This window comes from Pseudomonas sp. GG8 (genome assembly GCF_052976945.1).
This window is the reverse complement of the sequence record NZ_JBRIIP010000001.1, coordinates 2449068-2474863: the sequence shown is the minus strand read 5'-3', so window position 1 is coordinate 2474863 and position 25796 is coordinate 2449068. Positions and strand designations below refer to the sequence as shown.

Here is a 25796-nt window from a genome sequence, read left to right as displayed (position 1 = left end):
TTATTGGGATCTAAAGGCTCGCAAAGGACGCTGCTTTTTCCGCCTATTTGTGAGCTCAAGGCCTTGATTAATAAGGTTTTAGTCATCGTTCACCCGCTGTCCAAAACTGCGACATACTTGAGGCGCCAGCGCGGGTAAGCATCAGGCGCGACTCGGTGGTCAGACGTGCCATGCGAACTATGCTCGTCTCAGAGTGGAACAGTTGTCGCGAAATTAAACGCAGCCAGGGTTGGGCCAGACATTAACGAAGTTAACGATAAGGTTTAACTGTTTGATTTAAATGAGTATTACTAATCTGGCACGCTACGTGTATTGGACATCTCCAACTAAAAAACAAAAAGCACCGTGGGAGGTTCGACGTTGATGAAGAGAAAACTCCGAGCAGGCATGACGAGCGGTTTGCTGGCGATGGCCGCTTGCGTCGCTCTGCATTCGCCTCCAAGCATGGCGGCACGTGATGCCCAAGGCATCCTCAGGGAAACGTGTCAGGGCTGTCACACGCCTGAGGCCGATAAAGGCCTGAGCCGCATCAGCCACCAGCGTAAAACGCCGGAAGGTTGGCTGATGAGCATTGCGCGCATGCAGACCATGCATAAGCTGCAGATCAGCGACGAAGACCGTCGCACGCTGGTGAAGTACCTCGCGGACACTCAGGGCTTGGCGCCCAGCGAAACGGATGGCGTGCGTTATGCGCTCGAACGCCGACTCAATACCGTCGAGCACTTTGATGATCAGTTCAGCCAGATGTGTGGCCGCTGTCACTCCGGTGCCCGCGTTGCGTTGCAACGGCGTCCGGCGGAGGAGTGGGAGCGTCTGGTGAACTTCCACCTGGGGCAATGGCCTTCACTGGAATACCAGGCCCTGGCACGTGACCGTGACTGGTTCGATATTGCGCGCAAAGACATGGTGCCACTGCTAGCCAAGAAGTATCCGCTGGAAAACAAGGCCTGGACGGACTGGCTAAAAGCCCGGCCGCACGCAGATGCGCTGGTCGGCGAGTGGAGTTTTAGTGGTCAATTGCCCGGCAAGGGTGAATTGTCGGGAACCATGAGCGTCAGCGCCGATGGCAATGACCAGTTCAAGGTTGCGGTCAAAGGTCAGTACGCGGACGGTAGCCCGTTCAATGGTGACGGCAGCGCGATTCTCTATAACGGTTACGAATGGCGCGGCAACCTGAAAATCGATGGCGTGGCCATGCGTCAGGTGTTTGCGGCCAAAGATGGCGAACTGCAAGGGCGGATGTTCGAGACCGCGCATGATGAGCGTGGGCTTGACTTCATTGCGGCCAGACAGGGTTCCTCTCGTTTGCTCGCGGTGCAACCGGGGTATCTGAAAGCAGGCAGTGAAACCGAGATCAGCTTGATCGGCAGCGGCCTTAAAGGCACGCCAGACTTTGGACCCGGGGTTCAGATTGTCGAGGTCCTGGAGCAAACTCCGGAACGCCTGCGGTTCAAGCTCAAGGCGGCAGACAGTGCTAAACCCGGCGTTCGGCAAGTCACGCTGGGCGTACTCAAGGGCGTGCCCCTGGCGGTTTATCAACGCATTGACCAGGTCAAGGTTGTGCCCGAATTCTCAGTGGCGCGCATCGGCGAGAACGGCGGCTCTACGCCGAAGGTTCAGGGCCGCTTCGATGCCGAGGCCTGGGGCAAGGGTGCTGACGGCAAGCCTTACCGGATTGGTGTGTTCCCGGCGCAGTGGAAGGTCGAGCCGTTCGACGACCGTGCCAAAGAGGACGAAGACGTCAAGTTCGCCGGCAGCATGCAAGCCGACACCGGTGTGTTCACGCCGGGCGGTGCGGGACCTAACCCCGAGCGCAAAATGTCGACCAATAACGCTGGCAACCTCAAGGTCATCGCGGCAGTGGATGATGCCGGTAAATCGTTGACCGGTGAAGGCCACATGATCGTCACCGTGCAGCGTTGGAACAATCCACCCATTCCCTGATCCGGTGTCGCGTCTGGCTGCTCAGGTCGGGCAAAACCAAAGGTTGAGGCATTGTTCAGGAATGACCGGGATTCTCCCCGCAACGGAGGGTTCCAGAGGAGGTTGCAATGGGCGTTATTTTGAATCTGGTCGAACGAAATCTGCATGAAGTGCATGTCGATTCCGACCGCATGCTGTTCCATATTCCCAGCAGTTCCCTGTTTGCCAGCGATGAGCTGACCGGCAGTATCATTGATACCTTGCGTGGCGAAGGCTGCTCATCAGACGATCTGATATCGCAGTTGGCCAACCGCTACGGTGGCGAAGAAGTTACCGAGACCCTGCGTGAGTTGATGGCCCTGGAACTGGTCAGCGATGGTTCGCCACTGACCCCGGACATCGGGGTCAAACGGGTTGAACGCACGGCGATCAATACCGTGGTCTTGAACGTCAACACCGGCTGTAACCTGAGTTGTACCTATTGCTATAAAGAAGACCTCGACAAGCCGTCTGAAGGCAAAAAGATGGACGTCGCAACGGCAGTGGCATCGGTTGAGATGTTGCTCAAGGAATCCCCTGACGAAGAGCGCTACACGGTGGTGTTCTTTGGCGGTGAGCCACTGAGCAATCGAAAACTGCTCGAATACATGGTTGATTACTGTGAGAAACGCTTCTCTGAAGCCGGCAAAATGGTCGAGTTTGTGATGACCACTAACGCCACGCTGCTCACTGAAGAAATTGTCGATTACCTGAACGCCCATCGCTTCGGTCTGTCGGTCAGCATCGACGGCCCCAAGACTGTCCATGACCGCAACCGCATCACCGTTGGCGGGCAGGGTACTTACGACGTGGTTCGACGCAAGGCGCAAATGCTCCTGTCGCGTTACAACAGCCGTCCGGTCGGTGCACGGGTAACCCTGACCAAGGGCGTCACCGACGTCGAGACGATTTGGGATCACTTGTTCAACGAGATGGGTTTCGCCGAAGTCGGCTTCGCCCCGGTGACCTCCGGCGACATCAGCACTTACAACCTGTCCAGCGAGGAACTGATTGAAGTTTTCGCCAGCATGAAGGCTCTGGGTAGACGCTATCTGGAAGCTGCGCTGATCCATCGCAATATTGGATTCTCCAACCTGCATCAGTTGATCACCGACATCCATGAGGGGCACAAGAAAGCCCTGCCATGTGGCGCGGGCTTGAAGATGCTGGCCGTAGACCATAAGGGCGAGTTGAACCTGTGCCACCGGTTTACCGGCTCAACGCTGCCGACATTCGGCAACGTTCACACCGGGGTCAAACAGGTGGAGTTGAACGACTTCCTGTCCCAGCGCCTGGACCGCACCAATACGGGGTGTGAAGACTGCCGCATTCGTAACTTGTGCTCGGGCGGCTGCTACCACGAAAGCTATGCCCGTTATGGCGACCCGGCTCATCCGACGTATCACTACTGCGAACTGATGCGCGATTGGGTCGACTTCGGTATCGAAGTCTATACCCGGATCATGGCGGTCAATCCTGCGTTCATTACCAGCTATATCACTCCGCGGAAGGCGCATTGATATGAAACATCTCAAAGCAATCAACAATAAAGCCCTGAAGCTTGAACAGGCTGCGGCAGAGAACCGCATCGAAGAAGTGGTGGCCATGAGTTCGGTCGCCGGTTGTGCCTCGACCACTGACCCAGGCTGGGAAATCGACGCATTTGGGGGGGTGTCGTCGCTCTGCCAACCCATGGAAGCAGACCTCTATGGCTGTTCCGATCCATGTTGGTGGCCTGCCCAGGTGCCCGACATGATGAGTACCTATCCCGACTGGAACAAGGATGCGCAAGCCTCCAACGACAGCTGGCGCAATCTTGGAACAGTGTTCCCGGACGACAAATAAAAAATCGGACAGATGAACATGAGGGATATCAGCATGCTTCGCTCAGGCACCTGCGGCCTTGCCGCTTTCGCCATCCTTGGCACCTGTTCATTATCGGCCCTTGCCGATACGAACCCGACACTCGATCCCGGCCATGAGTACATGGTCACGACCAATTACCCGAACAACCTGCACGTCATCGACCTGCAGACCGACACCCTGTACAAGACCTGCACGTTGCCGGATGCCTTTGGTCCGGGCACCGTTCAGTTATCGCCGGACCACAAGATTGCCTACGTGCTGAATAACCACTATGCCGATGTCTATGGCGTTGAACTGGACAGCTGCAAGCAAGTCTTTCATGCCAGCATCACCCAGAAATCGGGTGAGAAAGCGCGGTCGATGTTCGCGTTCACGGTCAGTCACGATGGCAGGGAGCTTTACACCGTTGCCAATCCGACATTGATGCTCAAAGACCGCTATGAAGTGCAGCAGCCGCGCCTGGACACCTACGCCACCGATGCCGGCATGGACGCTAAGCCGGTACGCAGTTTTCCAGCCCCGCGCCAGCTGACCATCATGCAGAGTGGCGATGACGGCACTTTGTATGTGGCCGGTGCGGATGTCTACAAGGTCAACGTGAAAACCGGCAAGTTCGACGTGTTGATCCCCAGTCGGCACTGGACGCGTCCGTTGTACAGCCCGCCAGACGTGTTGTATGTGTGGAACCAGCAGACCTACAGGCATGATTTTGCGCTGCTCTACACCACTGCCAGGTTCAAGGACAAAAAAGAGGACCCGGCCACGGCCGACCTGCTTTATGGCTTGTTCAGCGTTGACCTGAAAACCGGCAAGACTGAAACCACGGACTTTGGCCCTTTGACCGAGATCTACTTCAGCGGCATGCGCTCGCCCAAAGATCCGAACCTGATGTACGGCGTGCTCAACCGGTTGGCCAAGTACGACATCAAGCAGAAAAAGCTGGTCACAGCAGCCAGTCTGGATCACTCCTACTACTGCATTTCCTTCAATAAGGCGGGCAGCAAGATCTACCTGGCCGGCACCTTCAATGATGTGGCGATCTTCGATGCCGACAGCCTGAAACCCTTGGGGAAAATCAAATTGCCCGGGGGAGACATGGCAATTACCACTGCGCAGATATTCATTCGCTAAACGCTCTCTGATCAAGCGCCACTCAAAAAACCGCAGTCCGGAAAAGGCTGCGGTTTTTTCGTCTCTAATCGGATTAAAGTGTGCACTGTGAAATGCCCCGGAACCTAAGGGGCATGCCTGCACTCCCACCTACACTGATTGAAAACTGGCAGGAGACACTCGATATGAAGATTCTGATGGTGCTTACGTCCCATGACAAACTCGGCGATACGGGCGAAAAAACCGGTTTCTGGCTTGAGGAGTTTGTTGCGCCGTACTACGTTTTTTTAGATGCAGGTACAACGGTCACAGTGGCGTCCCCCAAAGGCGGTCGGCCCCCTCTGGACCCGAAAAGTGACGCCCCGGACGGTCAGACCGAAACGACTGAGCGCTTCAAAAAAGATTCGGCTGCGCAGCAGGTACTGGCCAGCACAGTCAAGCTGGCCGATGTGCAGGCCAGTGGTTTTGACGCAATCTTCTATCCGGGTGGTCATGGCCCCTTGTGGGACCTTGCCGAAGATCCGAAGTCCATCGCCTTGATCGAGGCGTTCTACAGTGCCGGTAAGCCAGTCGGTTCGGTCTGTCACGCGCCGGGTGTACTTCGCCACGCGAAGGTCAATGGCGAGTCGATTGTCAAAGGCAAGCGCGTAGCAGGGTTCAGCAACAGCGAGGAGGCGGCTGTCGGTCTTACCCACGTCGTGCCGTTCCTGGTAGAAGATGAACTCAAGCGCCTCGGTGGTCATTATGAAAAAGTCCCGGACTGGCAAGTTCTGGCGATCACCGACGGCTTGTTGGTGACCGGCCAAAACCCGGCGTCTTCAAGTGCTGCGGCAAAGGCGTTGTTGAAGCTCCTGGTTTGACGGTGTTAAGCCTTCGGCAGCTCCGCGCCCGGCAGTGTTAAACTTCCCGGTACTTCACACGCGGGGGAATGGCTGTGCGCAGATTGTCCATAATGGTTGCGGTTTTGATGTTGGCGGGATGCGGTGCAGGCGAGCCGGATAAGCCAGCCAAGGTGCAGGCACCTGCCGTCGCGCAGGTCGCCGTGCCACAGTGGGATGTTCTGGTGGCAGAACCCAAAGCGGTCAGCGACCTGACAGACAGGCTCATCGAGCACGGGTTTCCTTCTTTTGTCGCGGTCCGGGACGGCAAGGAGCGAGTACTGCTGGGGCCGTTTAACTCAAGAGCGGAAGCCGAAGGAAAACGCGCCCAACTGGCAATGAAGATGAGCTACGCGGCTTCAGTGGTTGACCATCCGCAGTGAGCCTGTGGACGGCAGCAGGTGCAGCGCGACACCCTGCACGGGGGTGTGTTATCACCCTCGGTTCGATGTACTGATAAATAATGGAGGGGTTTTATGGACGAAGTACAGCGGTTAGGCGAGTTGTTGAGCGCCAATCAACGCAATGAAGAACACAAGCATCAGCAGTTCCACGCTGATCTGGCACATTGGGAATCGAGCATTCTCAAGCTGTACGAACAGATTGAAGGCTGGATGGCTCCCCTCAAAAACAGCGGGCAGATGGTGTTCGAATACGAGCCGCACCTTGCGCAAAGCAAGGGTTATCCGGATGAGAATTCGCCATTCCGCACGCAACGTATGACGCTGTCATTTGCGTCCCGTCAGGTGGTATTTGTACCCGATGCCATGGGCCACAAAGGCCAGGTCTCGATTGCCGCGAGCGGCCTCAGTGTGCATGCTCAGGAACAGATTTCCCTGACCCTCACCCCGCCTGCGGAACAGTGGATGATGAACAAACGCATCGGCGTGAAGGAATCGGAAACCCTTCCGTTCACAGCGGATGGCTTTGCCAGACAGCTGCAGACGCTGGTCCCTCAGCACCCGGCTTAATGCAAATGGGTGCTGCCCTCTACGCAACGCGATCGCGCTGCGTAGGACGATGGGGCAGAGTCTCCCATCAAGCGGGCTTTGTACCTGGTTTCAGATCAAGAGCGACGCCCAAGCAGTAAGCCCACTACCAGGCCCAGCCCGGCAGAGAGGGCGACGGTCTGCCATGGGTGACCACCGATGTAGTGTTCGGTGGCGTCGACCACGGGTTTGGTGCGTTCACGCACGTTGGAGACTGAATGCAGGGCTTGTTTAAGCTTCAGGCTCAGCTGTGCACGCAGTGTTTCAGCGTCGTCGCCTACCAGCGTTGCGCTGTCCTTGAGCAATTTGTCTGATTCTTCTATCAGCGCCTGCAGCTCACTGAATGCCTGATCCTTGATTTGCTCGGCGGTGTTTTGCTCGGCGGTTTTACGGGCCATGGTTTCTTCCTTTCAATTGATGACAACAGTGAGCAATGGAGTCTCCGGCGGGTGGAAAAGTTGCAGTCTTTTTCGCGTTCATCGGCTAAGTGGACAAACATTACCGGGTCAGAAACTTCCCACAGCAGTGTAAGATACAGTCGATTTTTAGCCACAGGTGATCTGTATGAGCTTCAACTTGGCCAACCGGCCCGTCGCTGAGCGCGCAGCGCTTGAAGATGAAAAATCCAGACTGTTCGATCTCTGGCAAAACAACTTGGGCAAGGCCAAAGGCGATGCTGGCCGACTGGTGGGTGAAAAATCCAAGCGCAAGGGTAAATGGGCCGAATGGGTTCGTTCGGAACTCGACGGCATGTCCCCGCCTGAATACGCCAACATGGTGCGTAGCGAAATAAACCGTTTGATGGCGGCCGCCAAGTAGAGATCGGCTGAGGCAGCCTCAAAATAGCTCGGCGATTGCGTCCCTGACCTTGATGGCTGCGGGGTCAAGCAAGGCGCTGGCGCACCAGCCGAGCTCTTTCGCGCGCATCAAGGCTGGCGTGCGCTTCATTAATGAGTAATCACCAGTTGCCGTAGACCGATTGAGGCAGGCTCAGGGTGCCACTGTCGCTGAAGCGCATGGTCCCGAACAGGCCACCTGCCAGCTTGCCGTGGAGCACGTAAGGCAGGTTGTCCAGGCTCTGGGTTTGTGTCAGCCCCAGTGCCTGGCGCAGTGCAGCGAAGGCCGACACACTGACGGGCACCACCAGCACGGTCTCGGAGAAGCCGGGTAGGGAGCCTTGCTGATCGCTGACGCCTGAGGCCAGCTGTCTGCCGTTGATGTCTAGCTCCAGGGCGACACCGCTGTAATTGATCACCTCTTCGTTAGGGTTTTGCAGACGAAGTTTGACCGCAAAGCGCAGTTCCAAATCCTGACCTTGCAGCGGTTCAATGCCGACTACGTTTATGTTTAGCGGGTCGCGGTGAGGGAATAGCGCGCAGGCGCTCATAGTCAGAATCAACAGCGAAGTGAGCAGGGCGCGGATCAGGCGTGACGGCATCAGTGACGCTCCAGTTAGCAAGGCACAATAGCAAGTCGTTGAACTCGTTCTTTGCAGCTTGAGGGTTCAACTGTGCGACCGCGTAAGGGGCCAGAGGTTCGTTTTACGCTGGTGGTTCCGAGCCCTGAAACACCTTGAGCTGGCTTTTTGTGCGTCGGCCCCTAAGATGGCCGGCAATAAAGCCGTAAACACCCCAGAGTGTCCAGGGACGGCTCGCAAGGACAGGCAATCATTCATGTCGGAAAAAGACACCATCTCTATGCAACTGGTGCGCGAAGCACTGTTGCAGAGTTGTGCGCCAGGGGCAGCCACTGCCGAGGTGTTGAGCAAGGTGGGGATTGCACCCGCGTTGCTTGGACAAGCCAATGCACGGGTACCGGCGACGGCGTATGCACGGTTGTGGCGCTTGCTGGCGCGGCGTCTGGACGATGAGTTTTTTGGCATGGACCCACGGCGTCTGAGGTCGGGCAGTCTTGAGTTCCTGTGCCGTTCGTCCATGGCTCAGTTGACGGTGGCAGCGGGGCTTGAATCGGGCTTGAGCTTTCTATCCTTGATGCTGGAGGACTTGCAGGCGGGATTGGTGCGTCAGCAGAGCCTTGCGGAAATTGTCCTGGATGAGCTCGACGGGCCACCGAAGCGGGCGTTTACGTATTTCACTTACTGGATGATCGTCCACGGCGTCGCCTGCTGGCTGGCGGGGCGACGGATTCCGATACTGGCCATCGAACTGCGATGCGCGGAGCCGGACTTCTGTGAAGATTACAACGTGATGTTTTCCGAAAACCTGCGCTTTGACCGGCCCAGGACTCGGATGATTTTCGCAGCTGACTGCCTGGACCTGCCGATTAAACGCAGTGCCGAGGAGCTCAAGCGATTTTTGGCCCGCGCCCCGGCCAATATCCTAGTGAAATACCGCGACCCGGAAAGTTTCGCCAGTCGGATCAAAAACGACTTGCGCCTGCTGCCCGCCGAGCACTGGCCGGAAACCGAGACCTTGGCCCAGACATTGTGCATGTCGGCATCGACCCTGCGTCGGCGCTTGGCTGAAGAGGGTCAGACCTATCAAGCGATTAAAGACAGTGTGCGCAAGGAGCTGGCGATTGTCTGGCTGGCCGACGCCGAGGTCAGCTTCGCCGACATCGCCGAGCGTCTGGGCTTCGCGGACACCAGTTCGTTCTACAAGGCGTTCCGCAAATGGTCAGGTTCGAACCCAGGGCATTATCGGAGTTTGATCCTGGGCGTGTGAGCAGGGGCTGTGAGCGCGGGTGTCAGGCGTCTGAGTCAAGCGATTCACATTGGCCAAACCAGTCACTCAACTTGATAGCTTTGACCATTGCCCGCGTTCGTCCTCGGGGTGATTATTCTTGCGACTTTTCTTACGGTTCCAAGAATAAAAGACCGAGGATGAAATGCGCGAATACACACACGCTGCCAACACATTTGATTATCAAACTACCTGCAATGCCACGCTCCAGGGCGAGTTGACGGGGCTCAATGCCTGCGTTGAGTGCTGTGATCGTCATGCCTTGCCTGGGCGCATCGCGTTGTTCTGGGAAGGTCGCCAGGGTGCCAGCGCGATGTATACCTTCATGGAATTACAGGAAAAAGCCGGGCGTTTCGCCAACTTCCTCAAGGGCCAGGGCGTAAAGCCTGGCGATACCGTCGCCGGCTTATTGCCGCGCACGGTCGAGTTGCTGATCGTGGTGTTGGGCACCTGGCGGGTCGGTGCCGTGTATCAGCCGATGTTCACGGCCTTTGGTCCCAAAGCCATCGAACATCGCCTGCACTGCTCGGGCGCGGCGCTGGTGGTCACTGACGGCGATAACCGTCACAAACTGACGGACGTGCCGAATTGCCCGTTGATCGTCACCGTGGGTGGCGCCAAGGGGGAGGGCATCGTACGGGGTGATTTCAGTTTCTGGGCCGAAGTGGAGTGCCATCCTGCGGCGTGCGAGCCGGTGATTCTGCCCGCGGATGCACCATTCCTGCTGATGTGCACCTCTGGCACTACCGGCCCGGCGAAACCGCTGGCGGTACCCTTGCGGGCAATTGTTGCGTTTCAGGGGTACATGCGCGATGCCATCGACCTGCGCCCGGAAGATGCATTCTGGAACGTGGCCGACCCAGGCTGGGCTTATGGCCTCTATTACGCAGTCATCGGTCCGTTGGCGTTGGGTCATCCGACGACCTTCTATGATGGTCCGTTCACGGTCCAAAGCACCTGCCAGATCATCCGTAAATACGGGATTACCAACCTCGCGGGTTCACCCACTGCGTTTCGTCTGTTGATCAGCGCCGGTGCCGAGTTCGCTAAACCGATCAAGGGCCAATTGCGCGTGGTGAGCAGCGCCGGGGAACCGCTCAATCCTGAAGTGATCCGCTGGTTTGCCGAAAACCTCGACGTCACCATTCATGACCATTACGGGCAGACCGAGCTGGGCATGGTGCTGTGCAACCATCACGGCCTGGAACACCCGGTAAGAATGGGCTCGGCAGGCTTTGCGGTGCCGGGGCATCGGATTGTGGTGTTGGGCGAAGACGCTGAAGAGCTGCCCGCCGGGCAACCGGGGATTCTCGCTGTGGATCGCGAGCAATCGCCGCTGTGCTGGTTCGACGGTTACAAGGGCATGAAAACCAGCGCTTTTGTTGGCAAGTACTACTTGAGCGGCGACACCGTAGAGTTGAACGATGATGGCAGCATCAGCTTCGTCGGCCGCAGTGATGATGTGATCACGACTTCCGGCTACCGGGTGGGACCTTTCGATGTTGAAAGCGCGCTGATTGAGCATCCAGCCGTGATGGAGGCGGCGGTCATCGGCAAGCCGGATCCGGAGCGTACCGAACTGGTGAAAGCCTTTGTTGTGCTGACTCAGCACTACCGCGCCGATCCGCAATTGGCCGAAGAGCTTCGCCTGTATGTACGCCAGCGTCTGGCCGCGCATGCCTATCCACGGGAAATCGAGTTCGTCAGCGAGCTGCCTAAAACCCCGAGTGGCAAGCTCCAGCGCTTTATTTTGCGCAATCAGGAAATCGCCAAAGCCCAGGCTGATCAAGCCGCCCCTCATACCGCGTGATTCAAGGAATTTTATGCAGATCCAAGACAAGGTGTTTCTGGTCAGTGGCGGCGCCTCTGGCCTCGGTGCAGCCACCGCGCAGATGCTGGTCGCGGCGGGTGCGAAGGTTATGTTGGTGGACATGAATGCAGAGGCCGTTGCTGCTCAGGCTGAAAAGCTTGGCGCACAGGCGCGTTGGTCAGTCGCCGATGTCAGCCAGGAAGCCCCTGCACAAGCGGCCGTTCATGCGGCGGTGGAAGCCTTTGGTGGGCTGCACGGGCTGGTCAATTGCGCCGGCGTGGTCGGCGCTGAAAAAATCCTCGGCAAGAATGGCCCGCATGGGCTGGACAGTTTCAGTCGGGTGATCGGCGTCAACTTGATCGGCAGCTTTAATCTGCTGCGCTTGGCGGCGGCGGCCATCGCTGAGACTGAGGCGGGCGAGGGTGGCGAACGCGGGGTCATCATCAATACTGCGTCGGCGGCCGCCTACGACGGGCAGATCGGCCAGGCCGCTTATGCGGCGTCCAAAGGCGCCATCGTCAGCCTGACCTTGCCTGCCGCCCGCGAACTGGCGCGTTTCGGTATCCGCGTGATGACCATCGCCCCCGGTATTTTCGAAACACCGATGATGGCTGGCATGACTCCGCAAGTGCGTGATTCGCTGGCGGCGGGTGTGCCGTTTCCACCGCGTCTGGGCAAGCCCGAAGAGTTCGCTGCGCTGGTTCGGCATATTATTGAAAACAGCATGCTCAATGGCGAGGTGATCCGTCTCGACGGTGCCTTGCGTATGGCAGCCAAGTAGCTGAGGAGTTAGTAATGACCATTCAAGATCCGATTGTAATCGTCAGTGCCGTGCGCACCCCAATGGGTGCCTTCCAGGGCGAATTTAAAAGCCTGACCGCGCCACAATTGGGCGCTGCAGCCATTCGTGCCGCTGTCGAACGCGCCGCTGTTGCGCCGCAGGATGTGGAAGAAGTGCTGTTCGGCTGTGTGCTCTCGGCAGGGCTGGGGCAGGCGCCTGCCCGGCAAGCGGCATTGGGCGCCGGGCTGAGCACGTCGACGGTGTGCACCACGCTGAACAAAATGTGCGGTTCGGGCATGCAGGCGACGATTCTGGCCCATGACCTGCTGCTCGCCGGCAGCGCGAAAGTCGTGGTCGCTGGCGGTATGGAAAGCATGTCCAACTCACCGTATCTGCTGGACCGGGCGCGTAGCGGTTATCGCATGGGTCATGGCCGGGTGATCGACCATATGTTCCTTGATGGCCTCGAAGATGCCTACGACAAGGGCCGGCTAATGGGCACCTTCGCCGAGGACTGCGCCGAAACCAATGGTTTTAGCCGCGAAGCGCAGGACGACTTTGCCATTAATTCCCTGAAACGGGCGCAACACGCGATCAGCAGCGGCAGTTTTGCAGCCGAAATCGTCCCGGTGCAGGTCACGGTGGGTAAGGAGCAACGGCTGATCAGCGACGATGAGCAACCGCCCAAGGCCCGTCTGGACAAGATCCCTACCTTGAAACCGGCATTCCGCGAAGGCGGCACGGTGACGGCGGCCAACTCCAGCTCGATCTCCGACGGTGCTGCGGCGCTGATGCTGATGCGTCAATCAGAAGCACTGGCACGTGGGCTCAAGCCGCTGGCGGTGATCCGTGGCCATGCAGCTTTCGCTGACGAGCCTGGGTTGTTCCCGACTGCGCCAGTGGGCGCGATCAAAAAACTGATGGGCAAGACCGGTTGGTCGCTGGACGAAGTGGACCTGTTCGAAGTCAATGAAGCGTTCGCGGTGGTCGCGCTGGTGACCATGAGCACGCTGGAACTGCCCCACAGCAAAGTGAACGTCCATGGTGGCGCCTGCGCCCTGGGTCATCCAATTGGCGCCTCGGGGGCGCGGATTCTGGTGACGCTGCTGTCGGCCCTGCGCCAAAAAGGCCTGCACCGTGGCGTAGCCGCCGTGTGTATCGGCGGCGGTGAAGCGACAGCCATTGCGGTCGAATGCCTGTACTGAGACGGTTAACGAGGAAAAGTCATGCTACCCACAGAAGAACAACAGCAGATCAGCGACGCGGCCCGTCAGTTCGCCCAGGAGCGCCTCAGGCCGTTCGCCGCGCAATGGGATCGCGAGCATTCGTTTCCGCGCCAGGCCATCGGCGAGATGGCTGAGCTGGGTTTCTTCGGCATGCTGGTGCCCGAACAATGGGGTGGCTGCGATACGGGCTATCTGGCTTATGCCATGGCTCTGGAAGAGATCGCGGCCGGCGATGGCGCCTGCTCGACCATCATGAGCGTGCACAATTCGGTGGGCTGCGTGCCGATTCTCAAATTCGGTAACGATCAGCAGAAAGAGCGCTTTCTTCGGCCTTTGGCCAGCGGTGCCATGCTCGGAGCCTTTGCCCTGACTGAGCCTCAGGCCGGTTCCGACGCCAGCAGCCTGCGCACCCGCGCCCGGCGTGAAGGCGATCATTACGTGCTCAACGGCTGCAAGCAGTTCATCACCTCCGGGCAAAACGCGGGGGTGGTGATCGTGTTCGCCGTGACCGACCCCAGTGCGGGGAAACGTGGGATCAGCGCCTTTATCGTGCCGACCGACTCGCCCGGTTATAAGGTCGCGAGGGTCGAGGACAAGCTCGGTCAGCACGCCTCTGACACCTGCCAGATTCTGTTTGAAGACGTTAAGGTCCCGGTCGAACAGCGTCTGGGCGAAGAAGGTGAAGGCTACAAAATCGCGCTGGCGAACCTTGAGGGCGGGCGCGTCGGCATCGCATCGCAATCGGTTGGCATGGCTCGTGCCGCATTTGAAGTCGCGCGTGATTACGCCAAGGAGCGTGAAAGTTTTGGCAAGTCACTGATCGAACACCAGGCCGTGGCGTTCCGGCTGGCTGACATGGCGACTTCAATCGCCGTTGCACGGCAAATGGTGCATTACGCAGCAGCCCTGCGTGACAGTGGCAAACCGGCGCTGGTTGAAGCCTCCATGGCCAAGTTGTTCGCCTCGGAAATGGCCGAAAAAGTGTGCTCCAGCGCGCTGCAAACACTGGGTGGCTATGGTTACCTCAGTGATTTCCCGCTAGAACGTATTTACCGCGACGTCCGTGTCTGTCAGATTTATGAAGGCACCAGTGACATTCAGAGAATGGTTATCTCTAGAAGTCTTTAGTGTTATTTTTCAGGTAGTTGCATTCGAATGTTGATGTGTTTTGTGTAATGTGACATTTCCTTTCATTTATAAAATTAAGGATAGATATCAATGGGTTATGAAACTATTTTAATGGAAATCCGAGGTCGCGTCGGATTGATCACCCTGAACCGTCCGCAGGCGTTGAACGCCCTTAATGCGCAGTTGGTCAGTGAATTGAACCAGGCGCTGGACGTGTTGGACGCCAATCGCGATATCGGCTGTATTGTGCTGACAGGCTCGAAAAAAGCCTTCGCCGCTGGCGCTGATATCAAGGAAATGGTTGAGCTGACCTACCCGCAGATTTACCTGGATGACCTGTTTTCGGACAGCGACCGTGTCGCCAGTCGACGTAAACCGATGATCGCGGCCGTAGCTGGTTTTGCGTTAGGCGGCGGCTGTGAGCTGGCGCTGATGTGCGATTTCATTTTGGCGGGCGATAATGCGAAATTCGGCCAGCCGGAGATTAAGCTGGGCGTTCTGCCGGGCATGGGCGGTACTCAACGTCTGACGCGCGCCGTGGGCAAGGCCAAGGCAATGGAAATGTGCCTCAGCGGGCGTCTGATCGATGCCGTGGAAGCCGAGCGCTCGGGGCTGGTAGCGCGAGTATTGCCGGTCGATGACCTGCTGGACGAAGCGCTGAAAGTGGCCGCTGAAATCGCCGCCAAATCCTTGCCTGTTGCGATGATGGTCAAGGAAAGCGTCAACCGTGCCTTTGAAGTCAGTCTGTCTGAAGGCATCCGTTTCGAGCGCCGGGTATTCCATGCGGCCTTCGCTACACAGGATCAGAAAGAAGGCATGGCGGCATTCATCGAAAAACGTGAGCCTCTGTTCGAGGGGCGTTAATCGTCCTCTGTGCGGCTAAGGCCGGCTCAACCATTGGAACAGGGCACTCAAGTCGGCGGCTGCAGATGCTGGCGAGGGTGGCGCAGGCTCCGCGGTGGCTTTTGGGCTGCTGAAAGCTAGAAGCTGCTGCGATGTCCAGTTCTGCTGGAAGTACTGCGACAGCAACTGGCAGGAGCCGGGGTGCACCAGGCACAGCCGTTGTGGGGTTTTTCTGTACTCCACAGCCAACTGCTGAAGTTGTTCCTGGTCCAGGCCTAGAAACCCTCGGTGATCGGTCTTGCCGTCGAATAGAAAATGCTGCGGCGCCAGGCGCGCCAGATTCTTCAGGCTGGGAGCGTCCATGCGCACGATGTACCAGATTCGATGTGCCAAGGGTTGCCCAAGCAGGCCTGGCTCCTCGGTCAGGCGCAGGTCGAGGCCAGGCAGTGAAGGTTGTCCGTAGGGCGACCGGTCTTCGCGACACACAGCGGTGCCCGGGATCGGCGCGTCCTGAAACCGTTCAAGGGCTTGATCCGAACCCCTGGAGAGGCTTTGTGGGCCTGTCACCTGGATACTCTCACGTTGCAGCACAATTCGGGTTTGATGGGTGTCAAGCATCAGCGTATGGCCGGCATCAGCGTGCAGTGTCTGGCCAGCACTTAAATGAATGCGTTCTGACACCGGTTCCAGAGGGTGACCGTCAACTCGGATCCGCGTTGGTTGCACCTGCGTATCGGTGGCTTCTGCCGGGTGGCCGCAGATTACTGGCCGATCCGGGTCGTTGTCGAAATAACGCACCTGCATGTGCGAACCCCCGGTTAATTCAGACAAGTTGCTGTCATTCGGTTTGCCGTGACTGGCCAGTGGCACCCAACATCTGATGTCGGCATGCCAGTGAAACCTGACCTGAATCTGGCCGTGTTCATCGCGCTGAACAGGGTGCTCATCAACGCCGACCAACGTGACCGTCTGCCCACCAGGAACATGCGGTTTGCAGTGTTTGAGCTGCGGCCGAAAAGTCTGGGTCCAGGGGATAGCCCGAAAGTGGTTGCGATAGCCTTGACTGAAGGGCGCGATCCCGGCACCCGGCATAACCCCGGGAGGATGATCCGTGGCTTCCCACCATTTCCTGTCAGAGGCCGGGTCATGATCGAATATCGCAGCGATATCGAGCGGGTCGAAGCCGTTCAGCAGCTGCAGTTGTTTGCCCGCATGGTGGACTTCAGTCAGTAGCCACTGATCATTGAACAGGTTGTCGGGGTGAGCAAACACCTGCTGAATCTGGCCACTGACCAGCGTGGGTTGATTACTTTGACCGTGTACCAGGCGTCTTTCGCAACGCAAGCGCTCCAGTGTGCGCTCGCTCAGTTGCCTTATTCGGGCGTCTTCAGGGGTCGATTGATCGACACGGCGAAAGGACTCGCAAGGCTGATTGACGGCAGGGTCACTGGCTGGCGCAAAACTGATGTTGTCTCCCGGCATTATTAAGGGTTGATCGATGGGGGCAGGGCCCTGGCTGCTGTAGCTGGGTGGAATGGAAAAACGTTTGGCCATATGGCTTATCGTCGCCGGGCACGCAGCGCGGCCGTCGTTCATATGGAACCGGATCGGCGTTGGCTGTTCGGGAAAGCTGCCCGGATCATCGGAAAAAATCAGCACGTGGTCGCTATGGCGGTGTTCGAAGCGGTAGTGGATGCCTTCCTCTTCGCACAAGCGTTGCAGCAGATGCAGGTCGTTTTCGTCGTATTGAACACATATCGACCGTGGCGGATACAGGCCTATCATGTGCTCGAAGCGATAGCTGTCACTGTCTATGCCATGTTCTTCAAGGAGTTGAACGATGATCTGCGGCGCGCTCAATGCCTGAAAAATTCGCCGATGACTGCGCTGCAGCAGCACGTGCATCCTGGGCGCCAGATGAACGCGGTAATGGCTCAAACTGGTACCCGCATAGAGTAGGCTGGCGCCAGCGATCAGCCCATGAATACCTTTGTTGTCGACGCTATTGTTCAGTGCGTCGAAGGACAGATAGGCGCTGCGTGAGAGCAGTGGGCCGAAGTCCAGGTGCGGGTTTGGGCTGATCAGGTCAATGTCGAAGCGATAGGGTTCATTCAAGGCTTCGTGGCCCTTGAAACTGATGACCTGTAGCGCCAGCTCGCAATGGGCGATGGTTAGGGTCGTCAGGGTTCTATTGTCTCGGCTCATCCGCGCATCCTCGGTCTTAAAGCATCAAGGGTGCAGAGGGTACGGAATGCCGGCAACGAAAGTCATCGTTAAGCCACTTTTCGGAAAAGGACTACAACTCAAGTATCGGTCTTACAGGTGCAAGCCCGTGTTTTCCTGTCCAGGATCAAGCTCGTTCGATCAATGACTCGATTGCGGGGGTTTCATCTGGCGTTATCGCGTATAAAATACCCTTCATTTTTCAGCGTTATGCCGCCTCAGCTGTCAGCTGCCTGCTGACAGAGAGGGGCAGTAAACAGTCACGGATCAAGAGAACAAGCATGGGCGCACAGTGGAAGGTCAAGCATAAAGAAGCAGCATCCAACGCTAAAGGGCGGATTTTTGGCAAGCTGTCCAAGGAAATCATGATCGCTGCGCGTGCTGGCGCTGATCCTGACATGAACCCGCGCCTGCGACTGGTTGTCGAGCAGGCGAAAAAGGCCTCGATGCCTCGCGAAACCCTCGAGCGCGCTATCAAAAAAGGTGCTGGCTTGCTGGGTGAAGGCGTGACGTTCGAGCGTCTGACCTACGAAGGTTTTGCGCCGCACCATGTCCCGGTGATCATCGAGTGCCTGACGGACAACATCAACCGTACGGTCTCGGAAATCCGTGTGTTGTTCCGTAAAGGGCAACTGGGGGCCGCCGGTTCTGTTTCCTGGGACTTCAATCATCAGGGCCTGATCGAGGCTGTTCCTGCCACGCCGGATGCGGATGCCGAGTTAGCGGCCATCGAGGCAGGTGCTCAGGATTTCGAACCCGGAGAAGACGGCGCCACCCTGTTCCTCACCGAGCTGACCGATCTGGATGCCGTTTGCAAGGCGCTGCCTGAGTTCGGCTTTGTCGTGCAGTCCGCACAGTTGGGTTATCGCCCAAAAAGCACCGTTGATGGCCTGAGCGACGAGCAAATGGCGGAAGTCGAAGCGTTTCTTGAAGCCATCGATGGCCATGACGATGTGCAGAATGTGTATGTAGGGTTGGCAGGCTAACCCGTTGAATCGGTTTGCCTGAGACACTCTCTTCAGGCAAGCCTGCTCCCGGCACAGCGGTGAGCAAGCTTGTCTGTGTCCTCCGCCCGAGCTTAGCGCGAGGTCGGCTCCTGAATCACCGCGTGTGCTATCAGTTCCTGATGGATAAACGCGCTAATCATCGCCCTGTAAACTTGCTCGGTCACTGCCGGGTTGGCGCCCAGCTCCACGGATAGCGAAACCACCTTGGCGATGACCTGCTCGACCCTTTGCGGGGCTTTTACGTCATCGGTGGTTTTCTTGAAATGGGCCGCCTGTTCTACATAGGTCCCGCGCTTGGCCAAAAGCGCGACGATGTCGCGATCAATCTGATCAATGTTTTCGCGTACCTGATCGATGCTTTCGCAGTCGACAATCCCGCTGGGGGCTTGCTCATTCATGTTAATTGATCTCGATAAGGTAAATCCGGGCCGACCTTGGTGCAGGTCAGCGCCGCCGCAGCGACGGCGAAGTTGAGCATTGCGTCGATAAGCGCTCTGGACAGCTGTTCCAGTCCGCTTGGGCTATCAAGTTGCCGTTCGCTGAGAAAGGTGATCAGTGCGGCCTGGAACGTGTCGCCTGCGCCCACGGTATCGGCAGTGACGACTTCATGGGCGGGTACCGACCAGTTTCCATGCTGGCGAGTGAAGACGCTGGCGCCTTTGCTGCCTCGGGTGAGGAAGACCAGTTGGCAACGTTTGATCAACCAGCTCTGGGCAATGCTGTGTGGGTCGCGATCCGGGTAAAGCAGGTTCAGGTCTTCATCGCTGACCTTGATGATGTGGGCATGCTCGGCAAAGGCGCTGATCTGTTCTCGCCAGCGCTCGATATCGGGTTCAGGATTGAGGCGCACGTTGGGGTCAAGTGTGATCAGACGCTGGTTGCTTTCACGTTCGATCAGCGCCAACAGCGTGTCGGCAATGGGTTGCACCACCAGCGAGAACGAACCGATGTGAATACCGCGCACGCGCTCATCCAGCGCTGGTAGGTGCTGAACTTGCAATTGCCGGTCCGCGCACCCTTCACCGCGAAAGCTGTAGTGCGGCGAGCCGTCGGCGCCCACGGCAACCATCGCCAAGGTGGTGGGGGCGTCGAAGTCGATCAGATAGTCGGGTTGCACACCTTCCTCGTCGAGTACTGTGCGTAGCCGACGGCCCAGATAATCGGTGGAAATCCCTGCAAAAAAAGCCGTATCAACGCCCAGGCGGCGCAGGCCCACCGCGACGTTGAATGGCGAGCCACCGGCAATGGCCTGAAAGCCCACTTTGTTGCTTTGCCCGTTGTTGTCTGGCTGGCTGAAAAAATCGAACAGCGCTTCGCCACAGACTAAAAACATAGATGCTCCACGGCCTTAAAGTGCCCGTAAATAATGACGATAGCGGTCGTAGACCTGCTGATAAGCAATGACATTCTCGGGGATTGGTCGGGTTTCGCTGCTCGCGTCGAGGCCCACGCAGCGCTGACACAATGCCTGCAAGCTCTGACTTTGTCCGTTTTCTGCGGACCAGCACCATGCTGCCTGAATGGCCGCGCCGAGTGCTGCGGCTTCACTGTGTTCGGTGCAGATAACCGGGGTGTCCATGACATCCGCGACGATTTGCCTCCAGATCGCGCTTTTAGCGCCGCCGCCGATCAAGCGGACCGTCTCACTCTTGATGCCATTGGCGCGCAGCAGGTCCAGGCCGTAGCGCAAACCAAAGGTGGTGCCTTCGACCACTGCACGGCACAGGTTGGCCTGGCTCAGGTTGGTGCTGTTGAGCCCCAGAATACTGCCGGTGGCATGGGGCAGGGCGGGTACACGTTCGCCATTGAGGAAGGGCAGCATCAGCACCCCTTCGGCACCGATCGGCGCCTGGGCTATCGCGCGGTTGAAGCTGTCGATGTCCAAGGAAAACAGTTCGCGAATGGCGCTGGTGGCATTGGTCAGGTTCATGGTGCAAATCAATGGCAACCAACCACCGGAGGAAGAACAGAAGGTCGCCACCGAGGCTTGGTCGCTGACCTGTGGCTGGTCCGCATAGGCGTAGACAGTGCCCGAGGAGCCCAGACTCATGGTGATCGAGCCGGGTTGGATATTGCCGGTGCCGATGGCGCCCATCATGTTATCGCCACCACCACTGGCGACAATAGCGTCTGGGTTTAGCCCGAGTAGTTGGGCGATTTGCGGACGAATCGTGCCCACGGCTTGCTGCGCGTCGATCAGCTGAGGCAAGGCACGGCTCAAGCGGCCACTGGGGTCGATATGTTCGAGTAGCGCCACGTCCCAACTACGGGTGCGCACGTTGAAATAACCAGTGCCGGAGGCGTCGCCGAATTCGCTGCAACAATGTCCGGTCAGCCAGTAGTTGAGGTAGTCGTGGGGCAGCAATATCTTGTCGATGCGTACGGAAAGCTCAGGATAGTGCTCCAGGGTCCACAGCAGCTTTGAGACCGTGTAACCCGGTGCAATGGCAACACCGAGGCGCGCGAGAGAGCCGGCTTCTCCGCCGAGATAGTCCAGTAGCCGATTGTTTTCCGGGGTGGATTCGGTGTCGCACCACAGTTTGGCCGGGCGTAACACTTCGCCCTGTTGATCCAGTAGAACCAGGCCGTGTTGCTGCCCGGAAACACTGATTGCCTGGATCTGTGAGCCGCTGATGCCGGCCTCCGCGAGCGCATCACGGGTGGCCTGTTCGAACGCCGCGAGCCATTGCTGCACATCCTGCTCGCGCCGACCATTGGCCGCACTGATCAGACGGTGCGGCGCGGCGCCTTGGCCAAGCACGTTGCCGCTTACTGCATCAAGCACAATGGCCTTGGTGCCTTGGGTTCCGCAATCAATACCGAGAAACATGCTCACCTCAGACGGATTTGGCCAGCAGATTTTCCAGGGTCTTGCGGACGCCCAGTTCACGCAAGCTGTTGAGGTTATGTTCGAACGCGGCGACGAACTCGGCGGACCGTGGAATTGCTGTGCCAAAGATTTCTACAACCTCGAGCAAACGCTGAGTGATCAAGACATCGTCGACGACCAAGGCCTGACAGAATTCTGTCCTGGGGTCGACGATGGGATACGTGTTGCCGGCTTCATCCACTCCCTTGAGGTATATGGCCCAGGCCGCCACCACCAGAGACGCACGGTCGAGGTTGCCTTTATCAAGAATCAGGCGGTTGATGGTCGGCACGGTGAACTTGGGAAACTTCGATGAGCCGTCGGAGCAAACCCGTGCCAACTGATCGGCAATCGCCTGATTGGAGAAGCGCTCGATCAAGGTGTCCTTGTAGCCTTCCAGGTCGATCCCGGGCACCGAAGCCAATTGTGGCGTGACATCCAGGTCCATGTAGGCGCGTACGAATTGCACGTACAGCGGATCGTTCATGGTCTCGTGGACGAAGCGATAGCCCTGCAAAAAGCCCAGATAGGTCAGTGCCAGATGACTGCCGTTGAGCAACTTGATTTTCATCTCTTCGTAGGGCGTCACGTCGTTGGTGAACTGCACACCGACCTTTTCCCAGGCTGGGCGGCCGCTGACGAAGTTATCCTCCAGCACCCATTGCACAAACGGTTCGCAGACCACCGGCCAGGCATCATCGACACCGTATTCATCGTGCAACTGGAGTCGCTGAGCGGTGGTGGTCATGGGGGTGATGCGGTCGACCATTGCGTTGGGGAAGCTGACGTTGGCGGCAATCCAGTCGTGCAGATCGGCATCGCGCAGGGCAGCGAAAGCCAGCAACGCCTTGCGTGCGACGCTGCCGTTATGTGGCAGGTTATCGCAAGACATTACGGTGAAGGCTGGAAGGGCGTTCGCGCGGCGTGTTGCCAGGGCCGCGCAGAGCAGGCCGAACACGGTCTTCGGCGAAGTCGGGTACGCAAGATCATGTTGAATCTGCGGCAAGTGCGCCATGAATTGGCCGTTGCTGTCGTCGATGCAGTAGCCACCTTCGGTGATCGTCAGTGAAACGATCCGAATCTCAGGGCTGGCCAACTTGTCGATCAACGCCTGCACGCCATCTTCAGCCAGTAACATGTTGCTGATGGAACCGATAATGCGGGTTTCAGTGTCGTCGGTATCGCCGAGTTCACAGAGCGTGTAGAGGTAGTCTTGCTCGGCTAGGGCGTCACGTACTGCGCGATCTTCCGGGCGCAGGCCAATCCCGCAGATACTCCAGTCGAGGTCTTCGCCGAGGTTCATCAGCGCGTCGGTGTAGAACGCCTGATGTGCGCGGTGAAAACCACCAACACCGATGTGGGCGATCCCCTGGCGAGTGTCGGCCGGGCTGTAGAGCGGGCGAGCGACGGTGGCGGGGAGCTGTGAAAGGTTCTGCTTGTTCAGTTTCATGAGGGCGGTCTCGAATGTTTAAGCGGCGGCCTGTAAAGCGCTGGTGATCACCAGGCCCTGAGCGTCGAACAAATGGCAGTGGGTGCTGTCCAGGTGCAGGTTCAGACTCTCGCCATGCTGGCTGGCCAGATCTCCGCGGATACGCAGGGTCAAGGCTTCACCTGATGAAGTGCGCACATGACAATACGTGTCGCTGCCCAAGCGCTCGCTGACGTCGGCGATTACCTGCATCTGGCAGTCTCCTTCCCTCGCGATGTTCAAGTGTTCCGGGCGTATGCCAAGGGTTACCGCGCTGCCGACACTCACGCTGGCGCCGGCCAATGGCAGGTTGATTGTGGTGCCAGCGTCCAGGGTGACTTCGCAGCCACGGCTGTCGGCACGGCTGACGGTGCCCTTGAGAAAGCCCATTTTCGGTGTGCCCAGAAAACCTGCAACGAACAGGTTGGCTGGATGGTGGTACAGCTCCAGCGGCGAGCCGATTTGTTCAACCTTACCACCGTTGAGGACCACGACCTTGTCGGCCAGGGTCATGGCCTCGACCTGATCGTGGGTCACGTAGATCATTGTCGCCTTCAGCTCTTTATGCAGGCGTGACAGCTCCAGGCGTGTTTGAACGCGCAACGCTGCGTCGAGGTTGGAGAGGGGCTCATCGAACAGGAATATTTTTGGGTTGCGCACAATTGCCCGGCCGATGGCCACGCGCTGGCGCTGACCGCCGGAAAGCTGTTTGGGTTTACGCTCCAGCAGCGGTTCCAGTTGCAGGATGCGCGCCGCTTCGCTGACTTTGCGCTCGATATTGGCTTTGTTGCCACCGGCCAGATCGAGGGCGAACGACATGTTCTTGCGCACGGTCATATGCGGATACAGGGCGTAGGTCTGAAATACCATGGCCAGGTCGCGCTTGGCCGGGCTGACCTGGGTGATGTCTCGCCCATCAAGCTCGATGGTACCGGCAGTGACTTCTTCAAGCCCGGCGATCAGCCGCAATAGGGTGGATTTGCCGCAGCCGGAGGGACCGACGAAAACCACGAATTCACGGTCGCGAACGTCCAGATCGATGCCCTTGATGATGGCGTGGCCGTCGAAGCCTTTTTGCAGGTTTCTGATACTCAGGTTAGCCATGGTGACCTCCGTTCTGTTCTGTTTTTATTCTAGAAAGGTAGAAAGACTATTTGACGGCGCCAAAAGACAGGCCGCGTACCAGTTGTTTTTGGCTGATCCAGCCGAAGATCAGAATCGGCGCGCAGGCCAGGGTCGAGACTGCCGAGAGCTTGGCCCAGAACAAGCCTTCTGGGCTTGAGTAGGAGGCGATCAGGGCTGTCAATGGCGCGGCATTGGACGAAGTCAGGTTCAGCGACCAGAACGCCTCGTTCCAGCACAGGATCAGTGACAGCAGGGCTGTGGACGCCAGGCCACCTTTGCAGATGGGTACTAGCACCCGGAAGATCTCTTGCAAGGTCGTGGCTCCGTCCAGTCGCGCGGCTTCGAGAATGTCCGGCGGGATATCCTTGAAGTAGGTGTAGATCATCCATACAACAATGGGTAGGTTGATCAGGGTATAGATAATGATCAGGGCGAATCGGGTGTCCAGCAGACCGAAGGTTTTGGCCAGCAAGTAGATCGGCATCAGCACGCCCACCGGTGGCAACATCTTGGTCGAGAGCATCCACAATAAGGTGCCTTTTGTGCGTTTGGTCTCGAAGAAAGCCATGGAATAGGCCGCCGGTATGGCGATCAGCAGGCACAGGGCCGTGGCGCTGAAGGAGATGAGCACCGAGTTCCAGGCAAAATGGAAATAGCCGCTGCGTTCCTCGATGTGCAGGTAGTTCTCCAGCGTCGGGCTGAAGATGAACTGAGGTGGCGTGGCGAAAGCGTCGATTTCGGTCTTGAAGCTGGTCAGCACCATCCAGAAGATAGGGAAGAACACCAGCGCCGCTATGGCCCATGACAAGGTGCCGAGCACCAGGCTCTGCACGCGACGGGATTGTTTGAGCGTCATCATGATAAGGCCCTCATGACTTATCGGTGAGGTTTTTGCCAATCATCCGAATCAGGATGATTGCGGCAATGTTGGCGATCACCACGGCAATCAAGCCGCCAGCCGACGCCATGCCGACATCGAACTGCAGCAAGGCCTGGTTATAGATCAGGTACGCCAGGTTGGTCGAGGCATAGCCCGGACCGCCGTTGGTGGTGGTGAAAATCTCGGCGAACACCGACAACAGGAAAATCGTTTCGATCATGATGACCACGGCAATGGGCCGGGCCAGATGCGGCAGCGTCAGGTACCAGAAAATCGCCAAGGGACCGGCGCCGTCCAGGCGCGCAGCCTCTTTCTGCTCCTGATCAAGCGATTGCATGGCCGTCATCAGGATCAGGATGGCGAAGGGCAGCCATTGCCACGACACGATGATGATGATCGACAGCAGCGGGAAGTGGGCGAGCCAGTCCACCGGCTGCGCGCCGAAAAATTTCCATACAGCGGCCAGAATTCCGGAAACCGGATGGAAAATCAGGTTCTTCCAGATCAGCGCGCTGACCGTTGGCATGATGAAGAACGGCGAAATCAACAACACCCGGACGATGCCTCGACCGAAAAATTCGCTGGCTTCCAGCAGGGCTGAAATCAGGACGCCGAGAATCACGCTGATCGCCAGCACACTGCCCACCAGCAATAAGGTGTTGGTGGCGCCGGGGATGAAGCCACTGTCAGTGATGAAGTAGGTGAAGTTTTCCAGACCGACGAATTCGTTCTCGCCGGGATTCAGCAGACTGTAGCGAATCAGCGAGAAGTAGATCGTCATGCCCAGCGGCACAATCATCCACACCAGCAACAGCAGTATGGAAGGGCTGACCAGAAACCAGCCGGGTTTGACCCTCCGGCGTTTGGCCTTGGGTTGTTGGCTGGACGTAGCCAGACGGGGGTTAACGGCTGAGGTATTCATGATGACT

At 57.9% G+C, this 25796-nt stretch carries 25 protein-coding genes; 15 read left to right on the top strand and 10 right to left on the bottom strand.

Features of this window, described 5'->3' with window-relative positions; translation table 11 throughout:
• The first annotated feature begins 363 nt into the window (after window positions 1-363).
• From peaA to ACVBEG_RS11810, 7 genes are all read left to right on the top strand, one after another.
• Window positions 364-1944 (top strand): quinohemoprotein amine dehydrogenase subunit alpha, encoded by a 1581-nt coding sequence (gene peaA / locus ACVBEG_RS11840; protein ID WP_447107728.1) that lies wholly within the window; start codon window positions 364-366, stop codon window positions 1942-1944.
• A 107-nt stretch (window positions 1945-2051) separates the two neighbouring features.
• A complete protein-coding gene (peaB, locus tag ACVBEG_RS11835) occupies window positions 2052-3482 on the top strand; it encodes a quinohemoprotein amine dehydrogenase maturation protein (protein WP_322179111.1) in 1431 nt (476 codons plus the stop codon).
• Window position 3483: 1 nt separating this feature from the next.
• Window positions 3484-3807: a quinohemoprotein amine dehydrogenase subunit gamma gene (gene qhpC, locus ACVBEG_RS11830; RefSeq protein WP_219059831.1), complete on the top strand. Its 324-nt coding sequence runs from the start codon at window positions 3484-3486 to the stop codon at window positions 3805-3807.
• Window positions 3808-3840: 33 nt separating this feature from the next.
• Window positions 3841-4959, top strand: a complete 1119-nt coding sequence (gene peaD, locus ACVBEG_RS11825) for a quinohemoprotein amine dehydrogenase subunit beta (RefSeq protein ID WP_447107727.1) — start codon at window positions 3841-3843, stop codon at window positions 4957-4959.
• A gap of 164 nt (window positions 4960-5123) precedes the next feature.
• A complete protein-coding gene (locus ACVBEG_RS11820) occupies window positions 5124-5798 on the top strand; it encodes a type 1 glutamine amidotransferase domain-containing protein (RefSeq protein WP_447107726.1) in 675 nt (224 codons plus the stop codon).
• Window positions 5799-5872: 74 nt separating this feature from the next.
• Window positions 5873-6199, top strand: a complete 327-nt coding sequence (locus ACVBEG_RS11815) for an SPOR domain-containing protein (RefSeq protein ID WP_447108457.1) — start codon at window positions 5873-5875, stop codon at window positions 6197-6199.
• Between the two features lie 93 nt (window positions 6200-6292).
• Entirely contained in the window at window positions 6293-6787 is a 495-nt protein-coding gene (locus tag ACVBEG_RS11810) for a hypothetical protein (RefSeq protein ID WP_447107725.1), read from the top strand.
• A gap of 95 nt (window positions 6788-6882) precedes the next feature.
• Here ACVBEG_RS11810 and ACVBEG_RS11805 read toward each other — a convergent pair whose 3' ends face one another.
• A complete protein-coding gene (locus tag ACVBEG_RS11805; protein ID WP_322179116.1) occupies window positions 6883-7203 on the bottom strand; it encodes a DUF883 family protein in 321 nt (106 codons plus the stop codon).
• A gap of 166 nt (window positions 7204-7369) precedes the next feature.
• Between ACVBEG_RS11805 and ACVBEG_RS11800 the strand changes: the two genes are divergently transcribed.
• Window positions 7370-7624, top strand: a complete 255-nt coding sequence (locus tag ACVBEG_RS11800; RefSeq protein WP_219059824.1) for a hypothetical protein — start codon at window positions 7370-7372, stop codon at window positions 7622-7624.
• A 139-nt stretch (window positions 7625-7763) separates the two neighbouring features.
• On the opposite strand, the gene ACVBEG_RS11795 is transcribed toward ACVBEG_RS11800, so the two are convergent.
• Complete coding sequence (locus tag ACVBEG_RS11795; RefSeq protein ID WP_322179117.1) at window positions 7764-8243, bottom strand: LEA type 2 family protein; 480 nt, start codon at window positions 8241-8243, stop codon at window positions 7764-7766.
• A 235-nt stretch (window positions 8244-8478) separates the two neighbouring features.
• Here ACVBEG_RS11795 and ACVBEG_RS11790 point away from each other — a divergent pair, with 235 nt between their 5' ends.
• From ACVBEG_RS11790 to ACVBEG_RS11765, 6 genes are all read left to right on the top strand, one after another.
• Window positions 8479-9489 (top strand): AraC family transcriptional regulator, encoded by a 1011-nt coding sequence (locus ACVBEG_RS11790; RefSeq protein WP_447107724.1) that lies wholly within the window; start codon window positions 8479-8481, stop codon window positions 9487-9489.
• Window positions 9490-9652: 163 nt separating this feature from the next.
• Window positions 9653-11317: an AMP-binding protein gene (locus ACVBEG_RS11785; RefSeq protein WP_447107723.1), complete on the top strand. Its 1665-nt coding sequence runs from the start codon at window positions 9653-9655 to the stop codon at window positions 11315-11317.
• A gap of 13 nt (window positions 11318-11330) precedes the next feature.
• Window positions 11331-12098 carry an SDR family NAD(P)-dependent oxidoreductase gene (locus tag ACVBEG_RS11780; RefSeq protein ID WP_322179120.1) on the top strand — a complete coding sequence of 256 codons (768 nt, stop codon included), beginning with the start codon at window positions 11331-11333 and terminating at the stop codon, window positions 12096-12098.
• A 14-nt stretch (window positions 12099-12112) separates the two neighbouring features.
• A complete protein-coding gene (locus ACVBEG_RS11775; protein WP_322179121.1) occupies window positions 12113-13303 on the top strand; it encodes an acetyl-CoA C-acyltransferase in 1191 nt (396 codons plus the stop codon).
• 21 nt (window positions 13304-13324) lie between these two features.
• Window positions 13325-14452: an acyl-CoA dehydrogenase gene (locus ACVBEG_RS11770; protein WP_322179122.1), complete on the top strand. Its 1128-nt coding sequence runs from the start codon at window positions 13325-13327 to the stop codon at window positions 14450-14452.
• Window positions 14453-14542: 90 nt separating this feature from the next.
• Complete coding sequence (locus tag ACVBEG_RS11765) at window positions 14543-15316, top strand: enoyl-CoA hydratase (protein WP_322179123.1); 774 nt, start codon at window positions 14543-14545, stop codon at window positions 15314-15316.
• Between the two features lie 15 nt (window positions 15317-15331).
• On the opposite strand, the gene ACVBEG_RS11760 is transcribed toward ACVBEG_RS11765, so the two are convergent.
• Window positions 15332-17500: a type VI secretion system Vgr family protein gene (locus tag ACVBEG_RS11760; RefSeq protein ID WP_447107722.1), complete on the bottom strand. Its 2169-nt coding sequence runs from the start codon at window positions 17498-17500 to the stop codon at window positions 15332-15334.
• A gap of 299 nt (window positions 17501-17799) precedes the next feature.
• Here ACVBEG_RS11760 and ACVBEG_RS11755 point away from each other — a divergent pair, with 299 nt between their 5' ends.
• On the top strand, window positions 17800-18504 hold the full coding sequence (locus tag ACVBEG_RS11755; protein ID WP_322179125.1) for a YebC/PmpR family DNA-binding transcriptional regulator: 705 nt from the start codon (window positions 17800-17802) through the stop codon (window positions 18502-18504).
• 92 nt (window positions 18505-18596) lie between these two features.
• Here ACVBEG_RS11755 and ACVBEG_RS11750 read toward each other — a convergent pair whose 3' ends face one another.
• From ACVBEG_RS11750 to ACVBEG_RS11720, 7 genes are read right to left on the bottom strand one after another with little or no spacing between them, the layout of a single operon-like run.
• Window positions 18597-18923, bottom strand: a complete 327-nt coding sequence (locus ACVBEG_RS11750; RefSeq protein ID WP_322179126.1) for a chorismate mutase — start codon at window positions 18921-18923, stop codon at window positions 18597-18599.
• Window positions 18920-19858 carry a carbohydrate kinase family protein gene (locus tag ACVBEG_RS11745; protein ID WP_322179127.1) on the bottom strand — a complete coding sequence of 313 codons (939 nt, stop codon included), beginning with the start codon at window positions 19856-19858 and terminating at the stop codon, window positions 18920-18922. Before ACVBEG_RS11745 ends, ACVBEG_RS11750 begins: the two co-directional genes overlap by 4 nt.
• Before the next feature lie 15 nt (window positions 19859-19873).
• The gene (gene xylB, locus ACVBEG_RS11740) at window positions 19874-21355 is read right to left on the bottom strand and encodes a xylulokinase (RefSeq protein ID WP_447107721.1); all 1482 of its coding nucleotides are present in this window, start codon (window positions 21353-21355) and stop codon (window positions 19874-19876) included.
• A 7-nt stretch (window positions 21356-21362) separates the two neighbouring features.
• Entirely contained in the window at window positions 21363-22844 is a 1482-nt protein-coding gene (locus tag ACVBEG_RS11735) for a mannitol dehydrogenase family protein (protein WP_330200781.1), read from the bottom strand.
• An 18-nt stretch (window positions 22845-22862) separates the two neighbouring features.
• Entirely contained in the window at window positions 22863-23966 is a 1104-nt protein-coding gene (locus ACVBEG_RS11730) for an ABC transporter ATP-binding protein (RefSeq protein ID WP_330200782.1), read from the bottom strand.
• Between the two features lie 46 nt (window positions 23967-24012).
• A complete protein-coding gene (locus tag ACVBEG_RS11725) occupies window positions 24013-24846 on the bottom strand; it encodes a carbohydrate ABC transporter permease (RefSeq protein ID WP_322179131.1) in 834 nt (277 codons plus the stop codon).
• Window positions 24847-24856: 10 nt separating this feature from the next.
• Window positions 24857-25789 (bottom strand): carbohydrate ABC transporter permease, encoded by a 933-nt coding sequence (locus ACVBEG_RS11720; RefSeq protein ID WP_322179132.1) that lies wholly within the window; start codon window positions 25787-25789, stop codon window positions 24857-24859.
• Between the last annotated feature and the right edge of the window lie 7 nt (window positions 25790-25796).